At 65.6% G+C, this 19,827-nt stretch carries 18 protein-coding genes, 9 tRNA genes and 1 pseudogene; 6 read left to right on the top strand and 22 right to left on the bottom strand.

What is annotated here, in order from left to right; translation table 11 throughout:
* Positions 1-335 precede the first annotated feature (335 nt).
* From ACZ5BU_RS07835 to ACZ5BU_RS07820, 4 genes are all read right to left on the bottom strand, one after another.
* Positions 336-419, bottom strand: a tRNA-Tyr gene (locus ACZ5BU_RS07835).
* An 11-nt stretch (positions 420-430) separates the two neighbouring features.
* A tRNA-Glu gene (locus tag ACZ5BU_RS07830) sits at positions 431-503 on the bottom strand.
* 34 nt (positions 504-537) lie between these two features.
* Positions 538-628 (bottom strand) — tRNA-Ser (locus ACZ5BU_RS07825).
* Positions 629-757: 129 nt separating this feature from the next.
* Entirely contained in the window at positions 758-1,039 is a 282-nt protein-coding gene (locus ACZ5BU_RS07820) for an RtcB family protein (protein ID WP_465696452.1), read from the bottom strand.
* Between the two features lie 74 nt (positions 1,040-1,113).
* Here ACZ5BU_RS07820 and ACZ5BU_RS07815 point away from each other — a divergent pair, with 74 nt between their 5' ends.
* The gene (locus ACZ5BU_RS07815; protein WP_465696451.1) at positions 1,114-1,920 is read left to right on the top strand and encodes a hypothetical protein; all 807 of its coding nucleotides are present in this window, start codon (positions 1,114-1,116) and stop codon (positions 1,918-1,920) included.
* Positions 1,921-2,010: 90 nt separating this feature from the next.
* On the opposite strand, the gene ACZ5BU_RS07810 is transcribed toward ACZ5BU_RS07815, so the two are convergent.
* The 6 genes from ACZ5BU_RS07810 to ACZ5BU_RS07785 all read right to left on the bottom strand — a co-directional run bounded on the left by ACZ5BU_RS07810 (position 2,011) and on the right by ACZ5BU_RS07785 (position 3,065).
* Positions 2,011-2,083: transfer RNA gene (locus tag ACZ5BU_RS07810), tRNA-Gln, on the bottom strand.
* Positions 2,084-2,116: 33 nt separating this feature from the next.
* Positions 2,117-2,563: an HNH endonuclease gene (locus ACZ5BU_RS07805; RefSeq protein WP_465696450.1), complete on the bottom strand. Its 447-nt coding sequence runs from the start codon at positions 2,561-2,563 to the stop codon at positions 2,117-2,119.
* A 72-nt stretch (positions 2,564-2,635) separates the two neighbouring features.
* Positions 2,636-2,709 (bottom strand) — tRNA-Leu (locus tag ACZ5BU_RS07800).
* A 40-nt stretch (positions 2,710-2,749) separates the two neighbouring features.
* Positions 2,750-2,823, bottom strand: a tRNA-His gene (locus ACZ5BU_RS07795).
* Positions 2,824-2,825: 2 nt separating this feature from the next.
* Positions 2,826-2,899 (bottom strand) — tRNA-Arg (locus ACZ5BU_RS07790).
* A gap of 90 nt (positions 2,900-2,989) precedes the next feature.
* A tRNA-Pro gene (locus tag ACZ5BU_RS07785) sits at positions 2,990-3,065 on the bottom strand.
* Between the two features lie 721 nt (positions 3,066-3,786).
* Between ACZ5BU_RS07785 and ACZ5BU_RS07780 the strand changes: the two genes are divergently transcribed.
* Positions 3,787-3,862: transfer RNA gene (locus ACZ5BU_RS07780), tRNA-Thr, on the top strand.
* A gap of 107 nt (positions 3,863-3,969) precedes the next feature.
* On the opposite strand, the gene ACZ5BU_RS07775 is transcribed toward ACZ5BU_RS07780, so the two are convergent.
* The 4 genes and pseudogenes from ACZ5BU_RS07775 to ACZ5BU_RS07760 form a co-directional block, all read right to left on the bottom strand.
* Positions 3,970-4,215, bottom strand: coding sequence for a hypothetical protein (locus ACZ5BU_RS07775; RefSeq protein ID WP_465696448.1), 246 nt, complete (start codon positions 4,213-4,215; stop codon positions 3,970-3,972).
* Positions 4,163-5,227 carry a tyrosine-type recombinase/integrase gene (locus tag ACZ5BU_RS07770; RefSeq protein ID WP_465696446.1) on the bottom strand — a complete coding sequence of 355 codons (1,065 nt, stop codon included), beginning with the start codon at positions 5,225-5,227 and terminating at the stop codon, positions 4,163-4,165. Before ACZ5BU_RS07770 ends, ACZ5BU_RS07775 begins: the two co-directional genes overlap by 53 nt.
* Positions 5,227-5,409 (bottom strand): helix-turn-helix domain-containing protein, encoded by a 183-nt coding sequence (locus tag ACZ5BU_RS07765; protein WP_465696445.1) that lies wholly within the window; start codon positions 5,407-5,409, stop codon positions 5,227-5,229. Before ACZ5BU_RS07765 ends, ACZ5BU_RS07770 begins: the two co-directional genes overlap by 1 nt.
* 15 nt (positions 5,410-5,424) lie before the next feature.
* Positions 5,425-6,036 (bottom strand): annotated as a pseudogene (locus tag ACZ5BU_RS07760) (replication initiator); the annotation flags it as partial.
* A 313-nt stretch (positions 6,037-6,349) separates the two neighbouring features.
* On the opposite strand from ACZ5BU_RS07760, the gene ACZ5BU_RS07755 reads away from it, so the two are divergent.
* Positions 6,350-7,318 carry a hypothetical protein gene (locus tag ACZ5BU_RS07755; protein WP_465696443.1) on the top strand — a complete coding sequence of 323 codons (969 nt, stop codon included), beginning with the start codon at positions 6,350-6,352 and terminating at the stop codon, positions 7,316-7,318.
* A gap of 272 nt (positions 7,319-7,590) precedes the next feature.
* Here ACZ5BU_RS07755 and ACZ5BU_RS07750 read toward each other — a convergent pair whose 3' ends face one another.
* From ACZ5BU_RS07750 to ACZ5BU_RS07740, 3 genes are all read right to left on the bottom strand, one after another.
* A complete protein-coding gene (locus ACZ5BU_RS07750; protein ID WP_465696441.1) occupies positions 7,591-8,325 on the bottom strand; it encodes a TIGR02391 family protein in 735 nt (244 codons plus the stop codon).
* A 465-nt stretch (positions 8,326-8,790) separates the two neighbouring features.
* Positions 8,791-9,411, bottom strand: coding sequence for a PIN domain-containing protein (locus tag ACZ5BU_RS07745; protein WP_465696439.1), 621 nt, complete (start codon positions 9,409-9,411; stop codon positions 8,791-8,793).
* A gap of 1,606 nt (positions 9,412-11,017) precedes the next feature.
* Positions 11,018-11,329, bottom strand: a complete 312-nt coding sequence (locus ACZ5BU_RS07740) for a hypothetical protein (protein ID WP_465696438.1) — start codon at positions 11,327-11,329, stop codon at positions 11,018-11,020.
* Between the two features lie 831 nt (positions 11,330-12,160).
* Here ACZ5BU_RS07740 and ACZ5BU_RS07735 point away from each other — a divergent pair.
* On the top strand, positions 12,161-13,030 hold the full coding sequence (locus ACZ5BU_RS07735; RefSeq protein WP_465696436.1) for a hypothetical protein: 870 nt from the start codon (positions 12,161-12,163) through the stop codon (positions 13,028-13,030).
* A gap of 157 nt (positions 13,031-13,187) precedes the next feature.
* Here ACZ5BU_RS07735 and smpB read toward each other — a convergent pair whose 3' ends face one another.
* From smpB to ACZ5BU_RS07715, 4 genes are all read right to left on the bottom strand, one after another.
* Positions 13,188-13,667 (bottom strand): SsrA-binding protein SmpB, encoded by a 480-nt coding sequence (gene smpB, locus ACZ5BU_RS07730; RefSeq protein WP_465696435.1) that lies wholly within the window; start codon positions 13,665-13,667, stop codon positions 13,188-13,190.
* A gap of 17 nt (positions 13,668-13,684) precedes the next feature.
* Positions 13,685-16,450, bottom strand: a complete 2,766-nt coding sequence (locus ACZ5BU_RS07725) for a glycosyltransferase (RefSeq protein ID WP_465696433.1) — start codon at positions 16,448-16,450, stop codon at positions 13,685-13,687.
* A 295-nt stretch (positions 16,451-16,745) separates the two neighbouring features.
* The gene (locus ACZ5BU_RS07720) at positions 16,746-17,249 is read right to left on the bottom strand and encodes an NUDIX domain-containing protein (RefSeq protein WP_465696431.1); all 504 of its coding nucleotides are present in this window, start codon (positions 17,247-17,249) and stop codon (positions 16,746-16,748) included.
* Entirely contained in the window at positions 17,246-17,788 is a 543-nt protein-coding gene (locus ACZ5BU_RS07715; protein WP_465696429.1) for a GNAT family N-acetyltransferase, read from the bottom strand. The genes ACZ5BU_RS07720 and ACZ5BU_RS07715 overlap by 4 nt, the downstream gene beginning before the upstream one ends.
* Positions 17,789-17,829: 41 nt before the next feature.
* Here ACZ5BU_RS07715 and ACZ5BU_RS07710 point away from each other — a divergent pair, with 41 nt between their 5' ends.
* Entirely contained in the window at positions 17,830-18,384 is a 555-nt protein-coding gene (locus ACZ5BU_RS07710) for a DinB family protein (protein ID WP_465696427.1), read from the top strand.
* Between the two features lie 368 nt (positions 18,385-18,752).
* On the opposite strand, the gene ACZ5BU_RS07705 is transcribed toward ACZ5BU_RS07710, so the two are convergent.
* The gene (locus ACZ5BU_RS07705) at positions 18,753-19,112 is read right to left on the bottom strand and encodes a YciI family protein (protein ID WP_465696425.1); all 360 of its coding nucleotides are present in this window, start codon (positions 19,110-19,112) and stop codon (positions 18,753-18,755) included.
* 134 nt (positions 19,113-19,246) lie between these two features.
* On the opposite strand from ACZ5BU_RS07705, the gene ACZ5BU_RS07700 reads away from it, so the two are divergent.
* Entirely contained in the window at positions 19,247-19,807 is a 561-nt protein-coding gene (locus ACZ5BU_RS07700) for a GNAT family N-acetyltransferase (protein WP_465696423.1), read from the top strand.
* Positions 19,808-19,827: the final 20 nt, after the last annotated feature.

Below are 19,827 nucleotides of genomic sequence, written 5' to 3'. Positions count from 1 at the left end.
GGGTACCGAAGAACAGGTAGTGCATCGGTGAGACGCCGTACGCGCTCAGCGCTTCACGCTCAGACGCCCAGGTTGCCGCCGGACACTACCTGTTCTTGTGTTCGCTACTCCTGCACCGAGACCACGCGGATCCAGTCGGAGCATTCGGCCTCGCACCACACGTGATCCCCACGGTGCGCGATCCGGTCGCGCTGTGTGTGCCCGCACGCGAGCAGCACACGCCGCATCGAGTGCCCTTGCTGGACCGGAGCACCGGTCCTGCCACCTGGCACCCGCTTCCTGTTCCTGAGGTCGGCCACGGCCGGTCCTCCTCTCTTGTCCTATCGGTTGCTGCGTGCAGAAGGCAGGATTCGAACCTGCTGAGCCCGAAAGCAACGGGTTTACAGCCCGCCCCGCCTCTCCCACGGCGGCGCTCCTGCATGTTGACGCGTACCCCGTACCGGATTCGAACCGGTGATCTCCTGGATGAGAACCAGGCGTCCTGACCACTAGACCAACGGGGCCTGGCAGGGTGGCTGGTCCTCCCCAGCCACCCAGCGGTGAGAGCGAGATTCGAACTCGCGAGCCGGCACGACAACCGACCAACGGTTTAGCAAACCGCTGCCCCTCCCAACAGGCGGACCTCACCAATTGCCGCCCGCCGTCTCCCCTGACGACGGCGGGCGGCTGTGGATAACTTGCGCGCCGACTCCCCTCGCGCTTGTACGCTTAGTGCAAAGGAAGAGGGCGCGCGGCGGGCGGGCGCACCCAGCCGCGCTCAGCCCTTTACGCAGATGACCTGCTTGAGGTGGGCTACTACCTCGACCAGGTCGGACTGGGCGGCGATGACCGAGTCGATGTCCTTGTAGGCGGCGGGGATCTCGTCGATCACCCCGGCGTCCTTGCGGGATTCGACACCTTCGGTCTGCGACACCAGATCGGCGACGGTGAAGCGGCGCTTGGCCTCGTTGCGGCTCATCCGCCGGCCCGCGCCGTGCGAGGCCGAGTAGAAGGAGCGCTCCGACCCGAGACCGCGGATGACGCACGAATCCGTGCCCATCGACCCCGGAATCAGCCGAGGTCTCCGTGCTCCGCCCGGGCGGCGTACCTCTACCGGAGTGGTTGACTACTCTCGTGTTCGATGATCTGGAGCGCCCGGATGTCGCCTATACGATTGGGCTGCTCCAAACGGACGGCACGCACTCGGGAAGCCTCGATGGCAAGGGGCGCGTTTCGCTCGAACTTGCCCTTCGGGATGAGGACATCCTCGCGCGGATTTCGTCGCTCTTGCCGTGCTACTCGTCCATCGGCTACCGCACGCGAACGACGAACTTTGCGGACAAGTACGAGACGGCAGTACTGCGCTTTTACGACCAAGCGACTCGTCGGTCTGCGGCTGCCGTCGGTATTCCGATCGGTAGGAAGGCTGAACTCATTGCTCCCCCAGTTGGCCCGCTCGCGGCTCCTGACTACCTGCGAGGATTGCTGGACGGAGACGGCTCAGTCGGATTCACCCGGAAGGGGGAGCCGTTCGTCAGCATGGTGACCGCAAGCCCAGCCATTGCCGGCTTCTTCTGCGACATCGTTCGTGATGTGTGTGGGGTAGTCCGAACCGCGCGTCCCAACAGGCGTGATGGCGTCTACAACATCCTTGTGCTGAACCTCGCAGCGGCGTGCCTGGCCGGCTGGGCTTGGTATTCGGCTGACGTACTTGGTCTCGAGCGGAAGAAGGAAGCTGCCAGAAGGGTGGCCTTGTGGCAGCCCTCAGCAGAGAAGGTTGGTCGATACCAAGTCGTCCGCAAGCCATGGACGGTGGCTGACGATTTGATTGTCTTGGCGCACGGTCAGTCCGAGGCTGCGCGGTTGCTTGGCCGAAGCATCTCCAGTGTGTCAGCCCGCAAGTGGCGTCTTCGGGCAGCAGAGCAGGTTGATGAACCCTGACGCGTCCTTGAGGCACAAACCGTTTTCGGACGTTGCCGGTAGGCAGAAACCCGGCCTGTTCGGCCAGGCCGTCACCGCGACGGCGTACAGCTGCCAGGGCAGGGCTCGAACCTGCGGGACCTCGGGTCAGAACCGAGGGTGGGTCACCGTCGCCCACCTGGCATCGCGCTCCGCCGCGACGCCTGGTGGGCCGGGGTCAGAGCGCTAACTCGGCACGGGAAGGGATCCACGGCTGCCACAACAGCGGCATGCCAGCCTCTTCCGGGGTGCGCGAGCCCTTCTTCTCGTTACACGTCGCGTGCGCGGCGACGGCGTTCAGCCACTCACCGCGGCCACCTCTTGACCGTGGAACCACGTGGTCCATGGTGGTGGCGCCGAGCTTGCCGCAGTACGCACAGGTGTACTTGTCACGCTTGAGTACGCCGGCCCGCGTGTACTGCAGCCGGCCACCGGCGTACCGCCACTTCATCACGACGTACCGGACGAGCCGGAGCACGCGGGGGAGGGGGAACGGGCCGATGCTGGCGCCGTCGTGTGCTTCCTCGACGACGGCGACCTCCCGGACGAGCATCCGGATGGCGTGCGGGATCGACACGACATGCAGCTCTTCGTACGAGGCGTTCAGGACGATCACACCGCTCATGGTTCCTCCTCCCCTCCAGTGTGCCCGACCGGCGGTCAGCAGGTCGGCGATCTCGGTGTCGGTACGTCTTCGTGCGGCCCCAGGGATTCGAACCCTGAACCTCCTGGTCCTAAGCCAGGCGCCTCTCCCAGTTGGGCCAGAGCCGCGGGCGTACGGCGTACGCTGCGTGAGCACGCCGTACTGCAGGGTGTCCGGCGGGGCTCGAACCCGCTTCCTCCGGGGTCACGTCCCGGCGCATCGCCCACTTCCGCTTCGGACACAGCACGCCCGGCAGGATTCGAACCTGCACCCTCCTGCTTCGTAGGCAGGCACTCTCTCCGGTTGAGCCACGGGCGTTCACGCCCCGCGCCGGATGTCGTGCGGATTTCCGGCGCGAGGCAGCTTGTGGCGCCCGCTCGGCCGGTAGCTGAGCATCCTGCGGGCGCCTGGTCCAGCTGGGAGGACTCGAACCTCCGTTCTCCTCAACCCAAATGAGGCGGCCTGGCCACTGGCCTACAGCTGGTAATTGCGACAAATGTCCAGTTATCAATTGTTCAAGCCGGTATCCGTGAATACCGGAAAGCACCGATGGAGGGAATCGAACCCTCATGACGCGGGTTTGGAATCCGGTCCGCAACCATTGCACACCGGCGATGGCCCGTACTGCGGGCAAAAGAAAAGAGCCGCCTGCTGCCGGTACCCGGCTCAGACGGCTCCTGGAGGTCTCCCCAGTCAGGGATCATCCAGACGAACCGCCCACGCTCAGGCTCAGCTGGTGGGTGCCATTGGCCTCGTCGCCCACGGGTCGCAGGCACGCCGACAAAGCCATGCGGCCACGCCGCCAGGCTTCGTTCAGAATGTCCGATCCGTACACGATCTCTCCTCAGGTTTCTCAGGCTTGCGGGAAATAGTCTCACCCAGCACCCACACCCGAGTCAACGCATTTCCCGAACCAATTGTTCCCGCTCACATTTCCGTGCCGCTACGACGCGCATATCCACACCTTGGTTCCACCGCCCGCACCTGCTGCAACTCGACAGGACGTACACATCTACTGGCCGGTGCCTCAGCCCCCGTCCCCGCCCGCCGACGGATGCGGTAGGCGTATACGTCCTGTCGAGCCGCAACTGTCCTCCGACATGGGAGGGTGATCCCGAGCACACCCGCCCGCCCCGCCGTACGCCCCACGAGGAACCGATTCGGAATCCTCCCCCTCCTCCCGCTACACTCTTGCCGCAGCACCCGCCGCCTTAGCTCAGTCGGCAGAGCGTCTCACTCGTAATGAGAAGGTCGTCGGTTCGATTCCGACAGGCGGCTCCACTCCGGAAGACAGAGAAACCCCAGGTCACGGCGTACATGACCTGGGGTTCTGTGTGTCCCGGCCGCCTCGTGGTGCGGCTCATGGTGCGAGTTTGCTAACGCCCTTGCTAACTGGGCACCAGCGCGGACGCCTCTGGCCCCTCGTCCTCGTCAGTCTCGTCGTCCTCGTCCTGCTCGGCGTTAGCAGACTCCGACTTGGCAGCCGCAGCGGCGAAGATGCCGGCGACCCCGGCCGCGTGGGTCCGGATCACGTGGGCATAGATCCGGAGCGTGATCGCCGGGTCGGCGTGGCCCAGCCGCTCAGCTACCACGTGCACCGGCACGCCAGCGATGAGGAGCAACGTTGCATGCACATGCCGCAGATCGTGGAGTCGCGCGTGGGGAGTGGTTTGGCCGGAGCCTTCTCCGAGTCAGGTGTGTTGTACGCCCGGATGACCTTGCCCATGAGCTGAGTGACTGTGTCGGGGTAGATCGGGTCTCCGAGGCCCGTCGTGAACACATACCCGGAGTCAGGCCACGCCTCTCCGACCTTGGCTGGTCCGCCATCTGCCGTCGTCGGTGCGCCTTGAGTTCCCTGACAGTGTCAGGATCGATGCTCACGGTCCGCTCTCTGCCGCCCTTCGTGGTGCCCTCAACTCGCTCGCCCTCCACGATGCCAACCCAACCGCGGATCTTGATCGCCGGCGCTTTCCAGTCGATGTCGGCCCAGCGGAGATTCAGCAGCTCCCCACGCCGCGCGCCTGTGTATGCCGCCAGCCGATAGAACGCCCGGAGACGATGGTTCGCCATCAGGCCGAGGAACAGACGAAGCTCATCGGCTGTCCAGACCTCGACGGACGGTCGAGCGGTACGACGGGGACGCTTGGCACGATCCGCCGGGTTGGTCGACAGCACGCCCTCGAACTTCACCGCGTCGTTGAATGCCTTCCGTAGCACGGCGTGCACCTTGTCGACGGTCGCTCTCGACAGTGGCCTGCCGTCGACCCGACCACCTTTCAGGAGATCCCGATAGAGCTTCGTCAACGTGGTGGGGCGGATCGCCTGGAGCCGCTGCTTCCCGATCCGGGGCTCTACGTACTGCCGCATCAGCCAGCGATAGCCGGCCAACGTCCGCGGCTTGGTCTCCAGGGCGTGAGCGTCGAGCCAGTCACCCAGGTACTCCTTCACCGTGATTGCCGAACGGTCGACGTACTCACCGCGCCGCGCTGCACGTCTAGCCTCGTCGCGGGCTTCCTTGGCCTCGTCCTCGGTTGCGAAGCCTCCGACCCACTTGGGATTGCTGATGCCTGTATCGGGATCGATGACCCGGATGACGTACGACCAGGTGTTGCCCCGCTTCATGACGCCGTCCTTGAGCTTGCTCATCAGGCGGCCCGGTCCAGGTCGGCGACGAACTCCACGAGATCGGCGGAGCGGATCAGACGGGAGCTGTCGATCTTGACCGACCGCAGCGCGCCGGACTGAATGAGCTGGTAGACCTTGGCCCTGCTGACGCCGAGCGCCTCGGCCACTTCAGGAACGCGGTACAGAAGCTTGATGTCTGGCATGGTGATCCCTCGTGATCAGGCCGCAGATGCGGCGGTGTCAGTTGCCGAATTGGTGTTGCTAGGCGGTGCACCGGGTGGTCTGGCGCGTTGCTTGGCTTGCTCGTACTGCGTGCGCCATCGGATGCGAGTGGCGATCGCATCGGCGAGTACTTCTTTGTGCGTTGGGATGCGGCGCGGACCTTCTTCGCCGGGCCGGATCGGCTTCCAGATGAATCGAGGTGCTTCGGTGTCGTCTTCGGTGTGGGTGGTTAGTGCGTTCTGGTCGTCCATCTCGACGCCGGCGGCCGCGAGGGTCTGACGGATGACCTCGGATCGTTCGGCGCGGTGTTCGGTGAGGGTCTTGCCGGTCCACTGGCGGGAGACGAGGACGCGTCGACCACCAAGGCCGAGGTGCGCGCGGTCGTGTGCCTTCGAGTCGCACTCGCCCGGAATCGTGTCGCCGCCCGCGTTCTTCGGGGTCACGCCGTACCGGAGCCAGTTGGCGCACTCCGGTGAGCACGGCAGGACGCGGACGTGTGCGTGAAGGCGGTTGATGTGCGCGCGCTGGGCCGGGTGGAGTTCGTCCAGGTCGTCGCCGTAGGTTTCGCCGATCGCCTTGCCGAGGTACTTGGTCAGGTAGCCGATGGCCTTGCCGACCTTGGCTCTCCACTCCGCGCCCTTGCCCTGGCCTCGTCCTCACACCTCTGGGCAAGGGCGCGGTCATGTCCAGACCCCAACGATTGGACACGCGATGCCAAAACCCAACCAGCCATCGCGACAGCCGTGCCCGGCATGCAACGGCAAGCGATGGATCGTCATACAGAAAACCCGCATCAAGAACGGCAAGGTAGTCACCGAGCCCGAACACGAACCTTGCCCGAGATGCGCCGGAACCGGGTGGGTTAACCAGTGATCGGCGTTCTAGAGGTCTGCGATGGCCGCTCACAGCTACGCTTCGAATATGCAGGGTCCCGATACGGCACACCCGACTGACGGTGAAGAAGACCTGTTCGCCTTGGAGGACCATCCGAACGCCACGAAGGACGAGGTGAGGAAGACCTTCCGCCCTCTCCGCCCCGCCACACAAGCAGAAACAGACCAGAGCGTGGCAGCTGAACAGCTGTTGCGCAGGATGACGGTTCAAAGTGGATATGCAGATCTGACGCAGGCCTCAGAGATCCTGTCTGAGGAGATCCGGCGCGTTGAATCTGAACAACGAGACGCGTCGCACCGCCAGCGTCAAGCGGCCCGCTTGCAGCGTGAGTTCAAGGCTTGGCTCTCGGCATTTCGTGCCTTCGACGACCGGACCTCCAGTTGGCTGTCGGAGCAGTTCGGCAAGACCAGTGCTGTATACGAAGCGTTCAAGGCCCTCCTGAGCCACGAGTTCGACAACAACTTTGGCTACAGGCTCTGCTGTGCGCTCCGAAACGTAAGCGAGCATCAGGCCGACGTCATCAACGAGCTACGGTTCCATGCCGGCGTCAGTCCGGACTCCGGCCAGCCTGAGGCATCCGTAAGCCTCCGATTCGACGGTCCGCGGCTAGCAAACGACTTCCCGAAGATCAGAGCCGCCACGCGAAACGAGCTGCAGCAATGCGGCCGTCCCTTGGAGTTGGTTTTGGTTGTTAAGGCGGCCATGCTCTCGTGTGAGCAGGTTCATGCCGGACTGTTCCTTGCGCTCTGGCCGGAGATCGAGGCGGCGGTGACGACCGTTGAAGACGCTCACCGCGATGCGGTGGAAGCCGGCGGTGACTGCGCTGTCTTCATCAATCGCAGCGTGTATGTGGGTCTAGGACAAGGGCCGAGTCGTATGTCGATGCGTCCCAACGCGTACGATCTGGCGCTCATGGCGAGACAAAACCATGGTCAGACCACCGCAATTCGGCAGGTTCCCCTCGGGACTCTCGGGCCGACTGATTTCATGGCGTGAGACCACCGCATCGGCCGGCGGGATATAAGGCCCATCCGGTCGATCCGGCCCTCGTGGGCCGTGGCGACGTGGACGCTGGTCTAGTGGATGGTTCGCCACCTCGACGACGAAGACGGCGGCCAAGGCGCGATGAGTTGGTGGCTTTCAGGTCAGCAGGTCGCACTGGTCGCCGACATGGGTGCCGTGGTCGAAGCGAGCGAATTCGGAGGTAACTTCACCGCCCACCCACCTGGTTGGGAACGCACGGACATGTCCGCAGTCCGCACAGTTACCTAAGTCCCAGGCTCGACAACCTCTGTCTCGTCGACCCAGCGCGCCACAACCGAGAGGACTGCCAGGTACTCAAGCGCCTCTTGTTGCGACCAGCCGGCCGCCACCGAGTGCGCAACGACGTTGCGTATGCCTGCAAAGGCTCCCATCGCGAGTAGATGCAATCCGTCTTGACGTGATCGCCATGTGTCGACGTCGCGGCGGCCGGGTAGCCATAAGCGCGCATTCTTGGTGCTGGGTTTCGCGGAGAAGACCTCGCTCGCAAGTTCTCTGTCAGCGGTGCTCATGCCCGACTTCTTTTGGATATGCGCGTTCAACGACTTCGCGCCGTATTCGACGGCGGCCTCATATTGGCCCGCGTCCCAGAACTGAGCTGCTGCTCCCCAGATCCACTCATGCAGGCTACTTGCGACGAGCGCAGGCCCGTCCGGGGTGAGGCGTACCCTCCACTCGTCTCGATCCTTGAGGACGGCCAGGGCTTTGCGGGTCGCGGTCTCGGTCGAGCTCAGGCCTCCGTAGAGCTCGGATGTTCCGAAGTCGTCGAACAGGAGCGATGGGTCTAGGGCCTCAAGGATGCGTCGGATTGTGGGTACCTGCTGCTCCACTGTGTTCGTTATCGGCCGCATGAGGTTCTCGTCCCAGTGTCGGCCCGGCGGGATCCGGCTCTCCAGTCGGCGATACTCCTCGCAGGTCGCTAGGAACTCCTCTAGCTTGGCCCGCACCCAGTCGTTGTCCATGTATCCGACGCTATTCGATTGGCCGGCCCACCTCGACACGTCCGCTCACTGGCCGCGATCCGTGCTTTCGGCCGTCGCAGATCAACTGGCGGACGGGTGTCGCACATCAGCCGACGGAGGACAGACCGCCGATCGCTCCTGCTGCCGGATTGACCTCTTAAGAATCAAGGCGCGCCGCAAGCGGCGCGCAGCGCGGCCCGGGCTTACGACCTCCGACCGACGCCCTCCACCGCGCGCACCATCTGCGTACGGCCGATCCCGAGCTGCTCACTCCACAGATAGGCCGCGGATAGCCGTGTCGGCAATGGCGGCGGTTGGCCCCGTCCCCCTGGCCGCTCGATCGTACGGCCAGCACGGCACGCATCAAGAGCGCTACGCGTCCCTACGGGATCGGCAAGCCGACTCTTGACCCGCGCCGCGCAGACCTGGGTTGGCAGCTATCAGGAGGACGGGGCAGGTATGGCGTTATCGGTAGTCTTTGCGATCTCTCGACTGCACGAAGTCGTTGGCATTGAGCACCGTGTGCCAGGTCGGCCGGCCAGGGATCCGAAGCTGCTTGCAGTTCACCCATCCGGCCGTTTCGATGAAGACCTTGCCCTCTTGAACTACCTCTGAGTCGAGTGCGTACTCGATTGTGGGCTCCTGGTCGGTATCATGTGCAGCCAGGACAACCACCTCGTAGTCGCCCGACTCGACGGCACGCACCACCTCCAACGACACCCGCACGTCGACGCCCTTCTCTTGGGCTGTCCAGTTCCCGTACGGATCTGTTCGGTACTTGAGCGGACGGTACTCCACTATGACCCGAGGGTCCTTGGTCCACTCTGATCGCTGGGCCAGGTTGCGACGATAGAAATCAGGCTGCTGCTTGTTGCCAGGGAGACCCCTGAAGACAGCGACGCGTGCCAGCTCGACCTTGGCGCTACTCTCGTCATCCACGCCCGCGAGTCGGCGTGTCAGCGCACGGCGCTGGATCACGTGATTAGCGAAGTGGAGCGGGTGCACCAGAGACTCGTGCTTGGCCAGGCCGGGTGGACAGAACTCGCCGTGGGCTGTCAGATGGATGTTCTGGTAGTCGATGATCACGGCGGCACGCAGCACAGCCGACACCCCCCCAGGTGTTAAAAAACCCCGCCAGTCCCGGAGGACGGCGGGGAGCAATGAGTAAAGAATAGACATAGGAAATCTATCGACACAAGGCGACAGGCCCGGATCGTGACTCAACTCTCCAGACGCGGGAGGTGGCGTCGAGAGTTACACCTATGAAACTTGCAAGCCCACTCTACTCCTGGCTCTCGACAAGTCCCAACGCGATCGATGAGGCCGGGGCAGGTCCGGCGAGTCGCGGACGCCGCAAGCACTCAGCTACTCGGCCAGTTCGCACGATGCCAGCCAGCGCTCACAAGTGGGGGACAGCCTTCCAGGCTCGGGCGATTCTGCTAACGGTCCTGCTAACAACACGCTGGACAGGCACGGACAGCGACGCAACGGCTGGGTTCCTTTGACGCTCCGCGGCTGATCGCCCGGACAGCGGTAGACAGTCGTCGCGGCACTCGTAATGAGAAGGTCGTCGGTTCGATTCCGACAGGCGGCTCCACTCCGGTAGACGGAGCAACCCCCAGGTCAGAGCATTGATGACCTGGGGCTCTGCATGTCTCGGGGTGTAGCTCATGGTGCGAGTTTGCTAACGCCCGTGCCAACCGGGCACCAGTGCGGACGCCTCCGGACCTTCGTCCTCCTCTGTCTCGTCCTCGCTCGCGTTACCGCTCTGACTCGGCGGTGGCAGCGGCGAAGACGCCAGCGACGCCCGCCGCGTGCGTCCGGATCACATGTGCATAGATCCGAAGCCTGATCGCCAGGTCAGTGTTCCCCAGTCGCTCAGCTACGACCTGCACCGGCACACTGCGATGAGCAGCAACGTCGCGGGCACATGGCGCAGGTCGTGCAGGTGAGCATGGGGAAGCGGCTTGGCCGGCGCCTTCGCGGAATCTGCCGGAGTTGTATGCCCGGACGACCTTGCCCGTGAGTTGCGTGACTGTGTCTGGGTAGATCGGCTCGCCGAGCCCGGTCGTGAACACGTGACCGGTGTCAGGCCACGCATCCCGCTCTTAGCTTGATCTGCCGACTGGCGCCGCCGGTGGGCCTTCGGTTCCCGGACGGTGGCGGGATCGATGCTGGCGGTCCGTTCTCTTCCGCCCTTCGTCGTGCCCTCCACTCCCTCACCGTCCCCGACGCCGACCGTACGACGGATCCTGACCAACTCGGCGCCTGTGAGCCGCCAACGGATCCGCGGGATATTTGCGCAAAATGATGGGCGACCTGTGACTGGGCGACACAGACGAGCATGCAGGACTGATGGCTGCGTATCAGGCGGGCGTTGGGCCGCTCCGAATAGGTAACTGAACTGCACGCGGTTGACGCCGAAGCTGGCGACTGACACGGCACAACTGCCGGATCAAGGGATTGATTCAGGCGCACGTGATTGCAATGCGCACAGTGGGAGATAGCGCCGCTGTCGTTACCGCCCAATGCGCCGTCGAGTTTGTCGCACTGGTTTGTCCGTTGCAGCGCAGTTGCCCCGGCGGGACAGTGGCACAAGGGGGAGAGGCAGGATGGCGACAAGAGGCATCGATCAGGTTCCTGCACGGCCAAGGGAAAGCACGCGCTCTGTGTCACCGATGGTGCGGCGGGTCTACATGTGCATGGGTTTCCGCATGGCAGCCGTGATCTCGATCCTGTGCGCTTCACTGATCACGGCCTGCTCATCCGGCGCGGACAACAACTCCGCCGTCTCGCCGCACACGGAACTACCCTCCTCGGGAGGTCCGACTGAACCAGGTTCTCCGATGACAAGAGGTTCAACGGGGACCGGGTCGACGGCTTCTTCATCGGCGACGCCCACAAGGGGAACCGGGTCGACGACTCCTTCATCGCGGCCTCGTTCAAGCGAAACCGGGTCGACGGCTCCTTCATCGCGGACGCCCTCAACGCTTCCGACGTACAAGCCAGGTACTGTCTCGCCGACCACCAAACCTACGCGACCCCGGACTGGGGTTATCTCGCTCGGAAACATCGGCGGTCCCACTGTCGACAGTACGCACCCGAATCAGTCGGCCGGGCATGTGATCCCCAGCGGCAGCCCACACTGCCTCCTGATCAGCAACTTTAGGAGCCCGCTCAAGGAGATCACCATCGTGAGCGTCAGTTTTCATGTCGACCTGGCCGGGTCCGGCACTGCAGGCCCGTTGCAGTTCGCCGATCACAACACCGACCAGAACTGTGGCTGGCTCGACGCCTATAAGGCACCTTTGAGTGCCCGGTCCCCCACATGCGGGCGAGTGACCTTGCCGACCTTGCAGCCAATGACCAAGAGCCAATTCGCGAGTCCAGGATGCGTGCTTCGACTGGATGTTCCGGACCCAACAAGTACCGTCGACAGGACCGGCTACTTCACCTTCGTCCTCCAGACGCAGTGTGTCGACCGCGTCGTCGCCCCGTGCAACCGCCTGACTGAGCAGCCGACGGCGGAACATCCCGTGACCGTCAGGTGGAGGCCCAGCCGCTTCTACGTCGCGGCCTGTGGCCGTGACGCCCCCCGGGAGACCGAGGCCGACGCGGCACAAGGGATATGCGTCAACGAGCCTCCCTCGGCTACACCGTCGTCGTGAGCCGATCGACCGGCCGGCATCCGCCCCGGGCGCCTCGGACTGGCCACTCCGCAGAACAACCAGTGCCCGCCGCCACGACGGCTGCCGATGGCCAGCCTGCTGCGACAGCAGGTGCAGGTCCGGGCAGTGGCAACCCGGCTGACCCGGCTGCCGCAGGGTTGAGTCGGTTGCGGCTCGCGGTCACGGTCTTGGGCCCGCTCACCATCGTGACAGCGCTTCTGTACTACTACGGCTACGTCACCACGTATGCGGAGTATGCCTACTTCGGCGTGAATATCGAGCTCCTCAGCTACTCAAGCGCTGACTACGTTCTGCGGAGCCCCGCGTCCTTGTTCGCACCACTGCTAGTGCTCTTGGTCCTCGTCGGGTTGGGCTACTGGGCGCATGTGAGCCTCGCTGGTTGGGATGTGCAGACCACGCATCCACGTCGAGCCAGGGTCGTCTTTTGGGTGGCCATCGTCGGAGCCGCCGCTCTCTTGTTCCGGGCGGTCCGTGGCATCGTTGATGGGACCATCTCCGCCCACGAGCTGATCGGAACGACCCCCACAGCACTCGGACTGGGTACCCTCCTCGCGCTGTACAGCTTCCGGTTCCGACCGGCGAGACAATCCACTGCAGGAGCGGGACAGACGTCGATTGCGATCTCGACGGTCGCCTGGGTCATCGGCTGGTGCGTCGTGATCGCCAGCTTGTTCTGGCTGGTCAACAGTTTCGCGAGCGCCTACGGACGCGGGATTGGCCAGGACACTCAAAAGTCTCTGATGGACCAGCCTGAGGTCATCCTGCACACCCACAGTCAACTGGTCGTGGAGGCGCAGGGACTAAAACCTCCGGGCGTTCTTTGCGAAAGCAAGATCGACTCCAAGGAGTACCCCTATCGATACGTCAACTTACGTCTCCTCGCTACATCCGGAGACTCCTACTTTCTCGTTCCGGTGACCTGGACCAAGGAGCGGGGGATCGTGATCATGGTGAAGAAGAGCGATGCTTCGTTGCAGCTCATGGATTGGCCAGGCGTGCAGTCGTGTGACACATAGAACTCGCTGCCTCTGCACGTGCTTGATGGTGTTCTGGATCCTGCAGTCCGTCACGTGCCGGCTGATGCGTGCTGTACCCTCGGCAGCCTGCTCTGCTGTAGTGATCGGGCATCGCGTCCACAGATCCCTTGGCGGACGATTCCTGTACAGCCCTGAGTTAGTCGCGGTGGCCTTTGCGGCGGCGGTTTAGGGCTCGTTCGGCTTCGCGGGTTGCTTCTCGTTCGGCGAGGGTGTGGCGTTTGTCCCAGGTTTTCTTGCCGCGGGCGAGGGCGATCTCGACTTTTGCGCGGCCTTCCTTGAAGTAGAGGGTGATCGGGACGATCGTGAGGCCACTCTCGTTCACCTTGCGTTCGATCTTGTCGATCTGGGCGCGGTGCAGCAGCAGTTTCCGCTTGCGGCGGGAACCCCCTTCGAACCAGCGGGACTGGGAGTACTGCGGGATGTGTACGCCGTGCAGCCAGATCTCCCGGTTCTCGACCATCGCGAAGCCGCCGATCAGCGACGCCCGGCCGGCCCGGAGCGCCTTCACCTCCGGGCCTTGCAGCACGATCCCCGCCTCCCAGGACTCGCCGAGTTGGTAGTCGTGGGCGGCCTTGCGGTTACGGGCCACCACAGGGTCGGTCTGCGGCTTCTTCACACGGTGATTCTCCCAGGTCAGGACGCCTGCGACCTGGGGTTTTTCCTCCGGAAGGCATGCCATTTCGTCTCGGCCAGCTCCGGCGCGTCGGGCAGCAGCCGCCGTACGACGGTCGCGTCCGGAGCCCAAGCGGCGTCGGGCAGTTCGCCCATCACGTCGGCGTACACCGACCGGATGACCTCGGCCTGCGCGGCCCAGGAGAACCGATGCAGCAGCTCCGGGTCGCTCGCGATTCGCCGGGCGATCCGGTCGCGATCGGCGAGCACCGTCCGTACCGCAAGGATGAATCCGTCCACGTCGCCGGCCGGATAGACGGCGCCGAGGTCGAGCTCCTTCACCAGGTCGGCCTGCGCCGGGGTGTCGCTGGTGATGATCGGCAGGCCCGCGGCGATGTACTCACAGAACTTGTTCGTCACCGCGATGTCGTGATTAGGGGCATGCAGCAACGGGCTGAGTCCGATGCTGGCGGAGCGCAGGTACAGCGGTACGACCTCGGCGTTCACGAACGGCGCCAGGTGTACGCGGTTGCCGACGCCAAGCTCGGCGGCCCGCGCGAGCAACTCCGCGGTGACGGGATTCTCGCGGGCAACGATCGCGAGGTGTACGTCGGCCAACTGCGGCAGCGCCTCGACGGCCGTACCGACGCCGCGCGCCCGGTTGACGCCGCCGCCGTACACGAGCAGCGGCACGTCCTCGGGGAGCCGCAGCAGCTCGCGCAGACCCTTGACCGCGGCATCCGCCGGCGGCTCGACCGGCGCGTTGAGGACGACGTCGGGCAGCTCCGCCAGCTTGTGGTCGCGCTGCAACCAGTGCGCCAGCGGTTCGGACACGGTGATGACGCGGTCGGCGTCGCGGATGAACTCGCGTTCGAGATCGGTGTACGCGGCGACCCGGCGCGGAGCGACCACGGGTACGCCGGGGATGTACTCGTGGGCGTCGTAGATGATCTTGATCGTGCGCCCGTCCAGCGCCGCCCGGTGCGCGGCACGGGCCGCGATGCCGAGCATGAACACGTCGTGGACGTGGATGACCTCGATCAGCAGCCGGTCGAGCAGCGGGCCGAGCGTCAGCTCCTGGTCGACGAGCTCCGGCATCACTCGCCGCCAACGGCCTGACGGCAGATGGCGGTAGAGGGCGAGCATGCGTTCGCGGCGCTTGCCGATCCCCAGATCGGAGTTCGCGGCTCGCTTGGCGCGACGGGCGAAGTACGCGCGGGTGTTGAGGACGGCGCGGTGTAATCGTAGGGAGCGCCAACGTACGGCCCGCTGCAGCCGGTCGCGGAGCGAACGCTTCTGGGGCGTTGTGCCGGTGCGTTCCCGATCGCGGCGGTCGCGGCCACGTTCGGCGCGGAGCTCGCGGCTCGCGTACTGCCAGCGGCCGTACGCGAGCATGTACTCGGCCTCGGTGCGGAACCACGGATTGAGGTTGGCCGTCACGTTCGCCAGCCGCTTGCGCCATCCCGTCACCAGCACCTTCGACGGAATCGTCGGGCACAGCACCTGGACCTGGCCGAACTGGCGCACGCCCCGGAGCCGGCGGCCCGGGATGCCGATGCAGGTCACGTCGAGGTCCCAGTTCGCCACGGTCTGCGCGTACTTGAGTACGCGCGCGTCGCTGACGATGTCGTTGCCCGCCATCATCACGACCTTCGGGCGGATCCACGACGGCTTCCAGTTCGCCGGTACGGGTCTCGGCTGTTCGACGAAGGTCGCCAGCGTGTCGGCGGACCTGCGGCCGTCGTGGACCTGCTCGACGTACGCCGGTCCGCGCGCGGCGATCTCGCGGCCGCGCTCGCGATCCGCGATCAGATCCCGTACGACCTGCTCGACGGTGTCCGGTGTCGCGTCGACGATCGGTAGCTCGAGGCCGGTGTCGGCGGCGACGCGGTCGCGGACGTGCTGCGCGATGTGGCCGACCACGATCCGGCCCGCCGCCATCGCCTCGCACGCGGCGACGCCGTAGCTGCCGATCCGGAACTGGTCGAGCACGATGTCGGCGTCGCGGTACACGGCCGGCATGTCCGCCGGGTCGACCCCCTCGACCCGGCGGTACGTGATCAGGCCCTGGTCGGCCAGGCGCCGCATGATCGGGTCGATCAGCTCGGAACCCTTCATCGCCGACTTGCTCGGCGCGTGCGCCACGACCGGCTTGTCGTGTTCGAGCACCGGGGCGTCGCTGCGCCAGGCGCCGACGTCGACGATCACCGGGCACCAGGTCGCGTTCGGTACGTAGTCGAGGAGGTCGGGCGTGGATACGTACACAGAGCCCGGGTATGACGTGAACAGCTCGACGGCGCGGGATGCGTTCCGTTCGAGTAGCTCGACGGTCTCGTCCTCGAGGTCGGGGAACGGCGACCACGGTTCGCTCTCGGCGTGCCGGCTCGGGACGCGTACGTCGGAACCGTGCGCGATCAGGCCGACCTGCAGGCCCTTGGTGAGCAGGTGCGGGATCTCGAAGGATCCGTCCGGTCCGTGCAGCGGCCCGAAGATCGGCCGGGCCGCTTCTAGCAGGACGTGCGTGTAGTTGCGTACGACGTGGTTGTAGAAGTTCAGGCGCCACCGGTGGTTCCGCCGGTACGTCCGCGCCGGCACGCCGTAGTCGACCGGGTAATCGAGAACTCCCCGGAAGAACGCGAACGAGGTCGCCTTCGCATTCGGGACGCGCTGCTCGAACGCCCGCGCCCACCGGGTCCCCTGCCCCGCGAAGTTGGCCGGACCAACAAGCAGCCGCACCTCCGCGTCGAGCCTCGCAGGCATCCCGTCCTGGTTGGTGTTTCCGTCCACAACGCTCGTCCCCCCACAAAGTTCAGTCTTGACACATAAGGACTAGACCGGTATGCGGACAGACCTCCCCCAAGGTCCGTTCCCCACCCCTGTTGCGACCGGCGTCCCCGCGAAGGTCGACCGGCATCAACCTATAGACGCCGCGAGACTCTCAGTTTGTTGTCAGAATCGGACATTCGTTACCAAGATTCCCCTTGCAATAAAGAGAGTCCTCAGTCCGGATCTGGTTTGGGTTGTGTCGCATGAGCCAAGCACCCGAGCGATTCAGGGGTGTCCCGGACGACTTCATCGCGTACTACGAACCGTGGGACGGTCTCGGGTACGACACGTAGTTGCCGTTCTCCAGGTAGACCGCACCTTCCGTCCGGCGCCGCGCGAGACCGGCAGCCGCCCGGCCGAACTGCTGCGGGTCGAGGAGCCGCTCCGCCTCGTCCAGGTCGACGAACCTGAAGCTGACCGCCTCCGTCTCCTGGAGTGCGATCTGCTGGACGTCGGCATCGGTGTGTACGCCGCCGTCGAAGAGGAACGCGACGATCTCGGTAAAGGCGCCGGTCTGCGGGACCCAGTCGACCACGAGTAGCTCGCCGGTCTCCACGTGTAGACCGATCTCCTCGCGGACCTCCCGTCGAGCGGCATCCCGCAGCGACTCGTTCCGCTCGACGATTCCACCCGGAAGATCCCACGTCGGTTTGTACGGCGGCTTGAGTACCAGCAAGCGCCCGGCCTCATCCGTCAACAGACAGTCGGCCGCCATCCGCTTGGTCGGCATCATTGCGGTGAAGTGCAGGTCGTCGCTCATTGGCCTCGGGGTGGTGTCCACACGCCGAGCCACTGGGTTGCGCCCCAGGCCTCGTAGCGCGCGGCTTCGGTGAAGCCTAGGTTCTTGGCCAGGGACAGGGAGCGGGCGTTGGCGGTTTGGGTTACGAGGACCACCGGCTCACCGGGGCGGGCTGAGGCGAACCATGTGAGGGCGGCGGCGCAGGATTCGCTGGCGTAACCGTGCCCCCAGGAGGACGGCAGGAAGAGGTAGCCGAGTTCCACCTGCGCCAGCTCGGGCCGCACCTGGTCGTCCGGGTCGCGCTGGTCGAGGGTGATGGTGCCGATCAGCTCCCCGTCGAGGTCGACGACGAACAGCCCGGCGCGGCGCCGCGGCACCTCGGGCAGGTTCCGCTCCAGTGCCTCGCGCGACTGAGCTCCACCGATGTACGCCCCGACCTCCGGCGACGCGAGCAGCTCGACGATCGCCGTACGGTCCCGGGCCTCGGGTTCGCGCAGTACGAGCCGCTCGGTCTTGATCGGATCGGGCGGCCAGGCGACGTTCTCGAGCGCGCTCTTCATGGGCGGCAACAGTAACCCGCACCGCGGCTACCATCCGCCGGATGGACTGGAACGCCGAGCTGGTCGAACAGATCGAGACCCACTGGCGGACCCGGCTGCGGCCGCGGCTCGACGGGCTGACCGACGACGAGTACTTCTGGGAACCGGTCGAAGGCTGCTGGACGCTCAGCCGGCGCGGGCAGAGCTCGGCGGAGTTGTCGTGGGGGGCGGGCGAGTTCACCTTCGACTACGGCGACAACCACGACCCGGAGCCGGTCACGACCATCGCCTGGCGCCTGGCCCACCTGACCGTCGGTCTCGCACAAGGCACGGCACGACGGTTCGGCGGCCCGCCGGCGGACTACGACACCTTCGAGTACGCCGGTACCGCCGACGAGGCGCTCCAGCAACTCGACGACAACTTCGCCGCCTGGATCGACGCCGTACGCCGTGAGGGCGAGGCCGGCCTGCTCCGCCCGCAAGGCTGGCCGCCCGCCTTCGCCGACGCCCCGATGGCGCGCCTCGTCCTCTACTCGAACGTCGAGCTCGTCCACCACGGCGCCGAAATCTGCCTCCTCCGGGACCTCTACCTACGCCTCAACCCCGCCAAGGCGTAACCCCCCGAACCGCCGCCGGACCGTCGACCTCCCGCCTCGCCGACCTCTCGCGCCGTTGGCCTCCCGCGCCGTTGACCTCCCGCCCGTCGCCGCCCCGTCGCCACCCCCGCCCGGTCACCACCCGCCCGGTCGCCACCCGCCCGGTCGCCACCCGCCCCGTTGCCACCCGCCCCGTTGCCACTCGGACTGGCGGTACCGCCGCCACCACGCCTCACCGGCTGCTGCGGAGCCAACAACCTGCCCGGGGATCTGGGTGTTCGGGCAGGCTGCAGCCGATCGAGGTGGGTCCGGGTTCCCGTCGAGGTCGACGTCTGCGTCCGGGGCGGGCCGTCTGACGATCTCCACGTGTAGATCGGCCGGATCTCAGCTCATTCGACCAGGTCGGGGTCGTACATGAACTTGCGGACGTCCTGGGCGCAGCGGCAGGCGACGGCGATCTTGCCGGCCCAGTACAGCGCTTCCTCGCGGGTCGGAACGTCGACGATCGTGACGCCGCCGATGAGCTCCTTGCTCTCCGGGTACGGCCCGTCCATCACCATCCCGTCGGTGCCGACGACGGCGTGCTCGACGTCGCCGTTGCCGTACTGGAAACCGCCGCCGAAGCGGAACACCCCGGCGTCCTTCGCCTCCTGGCAGACGGCGTGCGCGGCCTTGCCCACCTCAGCCCAGTCCTCCTCGGGAATGTGGTCCATCGCGCCGTTCTCGAACGAGATCATGTACCGCGGCATGTCATGACTCCTTGTCCCGGCGACCTTCCTCCGGCCGCCACTCACCCCTGCAACGAACGCCGTACCCCGGATCCGACAGCTCACCCGAGAAATCTCGAACCCATTGTGTCGGTGCCACGTGGTCCAATGCGCGAATGGCGCTGGTTACACGTGTAGCTGATCAAGCCCGCTGGGATGACCTGCTCGAACTCTTCGGCCCGAGCGGCGGCACCCGCGGCTGCTGGTGCATGGCGCGCCGCCTGCCCGCCGCGACCGTCGCCGCAAACGGAAACGCCGAGAACCGCGCCGCGCTGCACGACCTCGTCCAGGCGGGCGAACCGGTCGGCCTGATCGGGTACGTCGAGAACCGCCCGGTGGCCTGGTGCGCCGTCGCGCCGAGGCCGGAGTACTACGCCACCGTCCACTCGCGAACGCTCCCGATCGACGAGCCGGACGACCCGTCGATCTGGTCCATCAACTGCCTGTTCGTGAAGCGCGGCCACCGAGGCCAAGGCCTGACCCTCCCGATGATCGAGGCCGCCGTCCAGCACGCCCGCACCGCCGGCGCCCGCGTCGTCGAGGCCTACCCAGTCAAAGCGATGCCAGGTGACCCCGGCCGCGGCGTCCTCAGCACCTTCCTCACCGCGGGCTTCGCCGTGTACGCCGAGGACCGAACCACAGCCAAGCGCAACGTAGTCGTACGCCGATCCCTGTGAATGGCAACGCAAGACGGCAG

Source organism: Kribbella sp. NPDC031520, from assembly GCF_055580825.1.
Note: the sequence above shows the minus strand (reverse complement) of the source record. Positions and strands in the feature narration are given on the sequence as shown.

Bases quoted from the DNA above. Each gene is read 5' to 3' on its own strand.
- ACZ5BU_RS07770 (WP_465696446.1), bottom strand. From the start codon at position 5,227: ATGAGCAAGCTCAAGGACGGCGTCATGAAGCGGGGCAACACCTGGTCG.
- ACZ5BU_RS07710 (WP_465696427.1), top strand. From the start codon at position 17,830: ATGGACTGGAACGCCGAGCTGGTCGAACAGATCGAGACCCACTGGCGG.
- ACZ5BU_RS07715 (WP_465696429.1), bottom strand. From the start codon at position 17,788: ATGAAGAGCGCGCTCGAGAACGTCGCCTGGCCGCCCGATCCGATCAAG.
- ACZ5BU_RS07705 (WP_465696425.1), bottom strand. From the start codon at position 19,112: ATGCCGCGGTACATGATCTCGTTCGAGAACGGCGCGATGGACCACATT.
- ACZ5BU_RS07755 (WP_465696443.1), top strand. From the start codon at position 6,350: ATGCAGGGTCCCGATACGGCACACCCGACTGACGGTGAAGAAGACCTG.
- ACZ5BU_RS07700 (WP_465696423.1), top strand. From the start codon at position 19,247: ATGGCGCTGGTTACACGTGTAGCTGATCAAGCCCGCTGGGATGACCTG.
- ACZ5BU_RS07720 (WP_465696431.1), bottom strand. From the start codon at position 17,249: ATGAGCGACGACCTGCACTTCACCGCAATGATGCCGACCAAGCGGATG.
- ACZ5BU_RS07805 (WP_465696450.1), bottom strand. From the start codon at position 2,563: ATGAGCGGTGTGATCGTCCTGAACGCCTCGTACGAAGAGCTGCATGTC.
- ACZ5BU_RS07765 (WP_465696445.1), bottom strand. From the start codon at position 5,409: ATGCCAGACATCAAGCTTCTGTACCGCGTTCCTGAAGTGGCCGAGGCG.
- ACZ5BU_RS07820 (WP_465696452.1), bottom strand. From the start codon at position 1,039: ATGGGCACGGATTCGTGCGTCATCCGCGGTCTCGGGTCGGAGCGCTCC.
- ACZ5BU_RS07750 (WP_465696441.1), bottom strand. From the start codon at position 8,325: ATGGACAACGACTGGGTGCGGGCCAAGCTAGAGGAGTTCCTAGCGACC.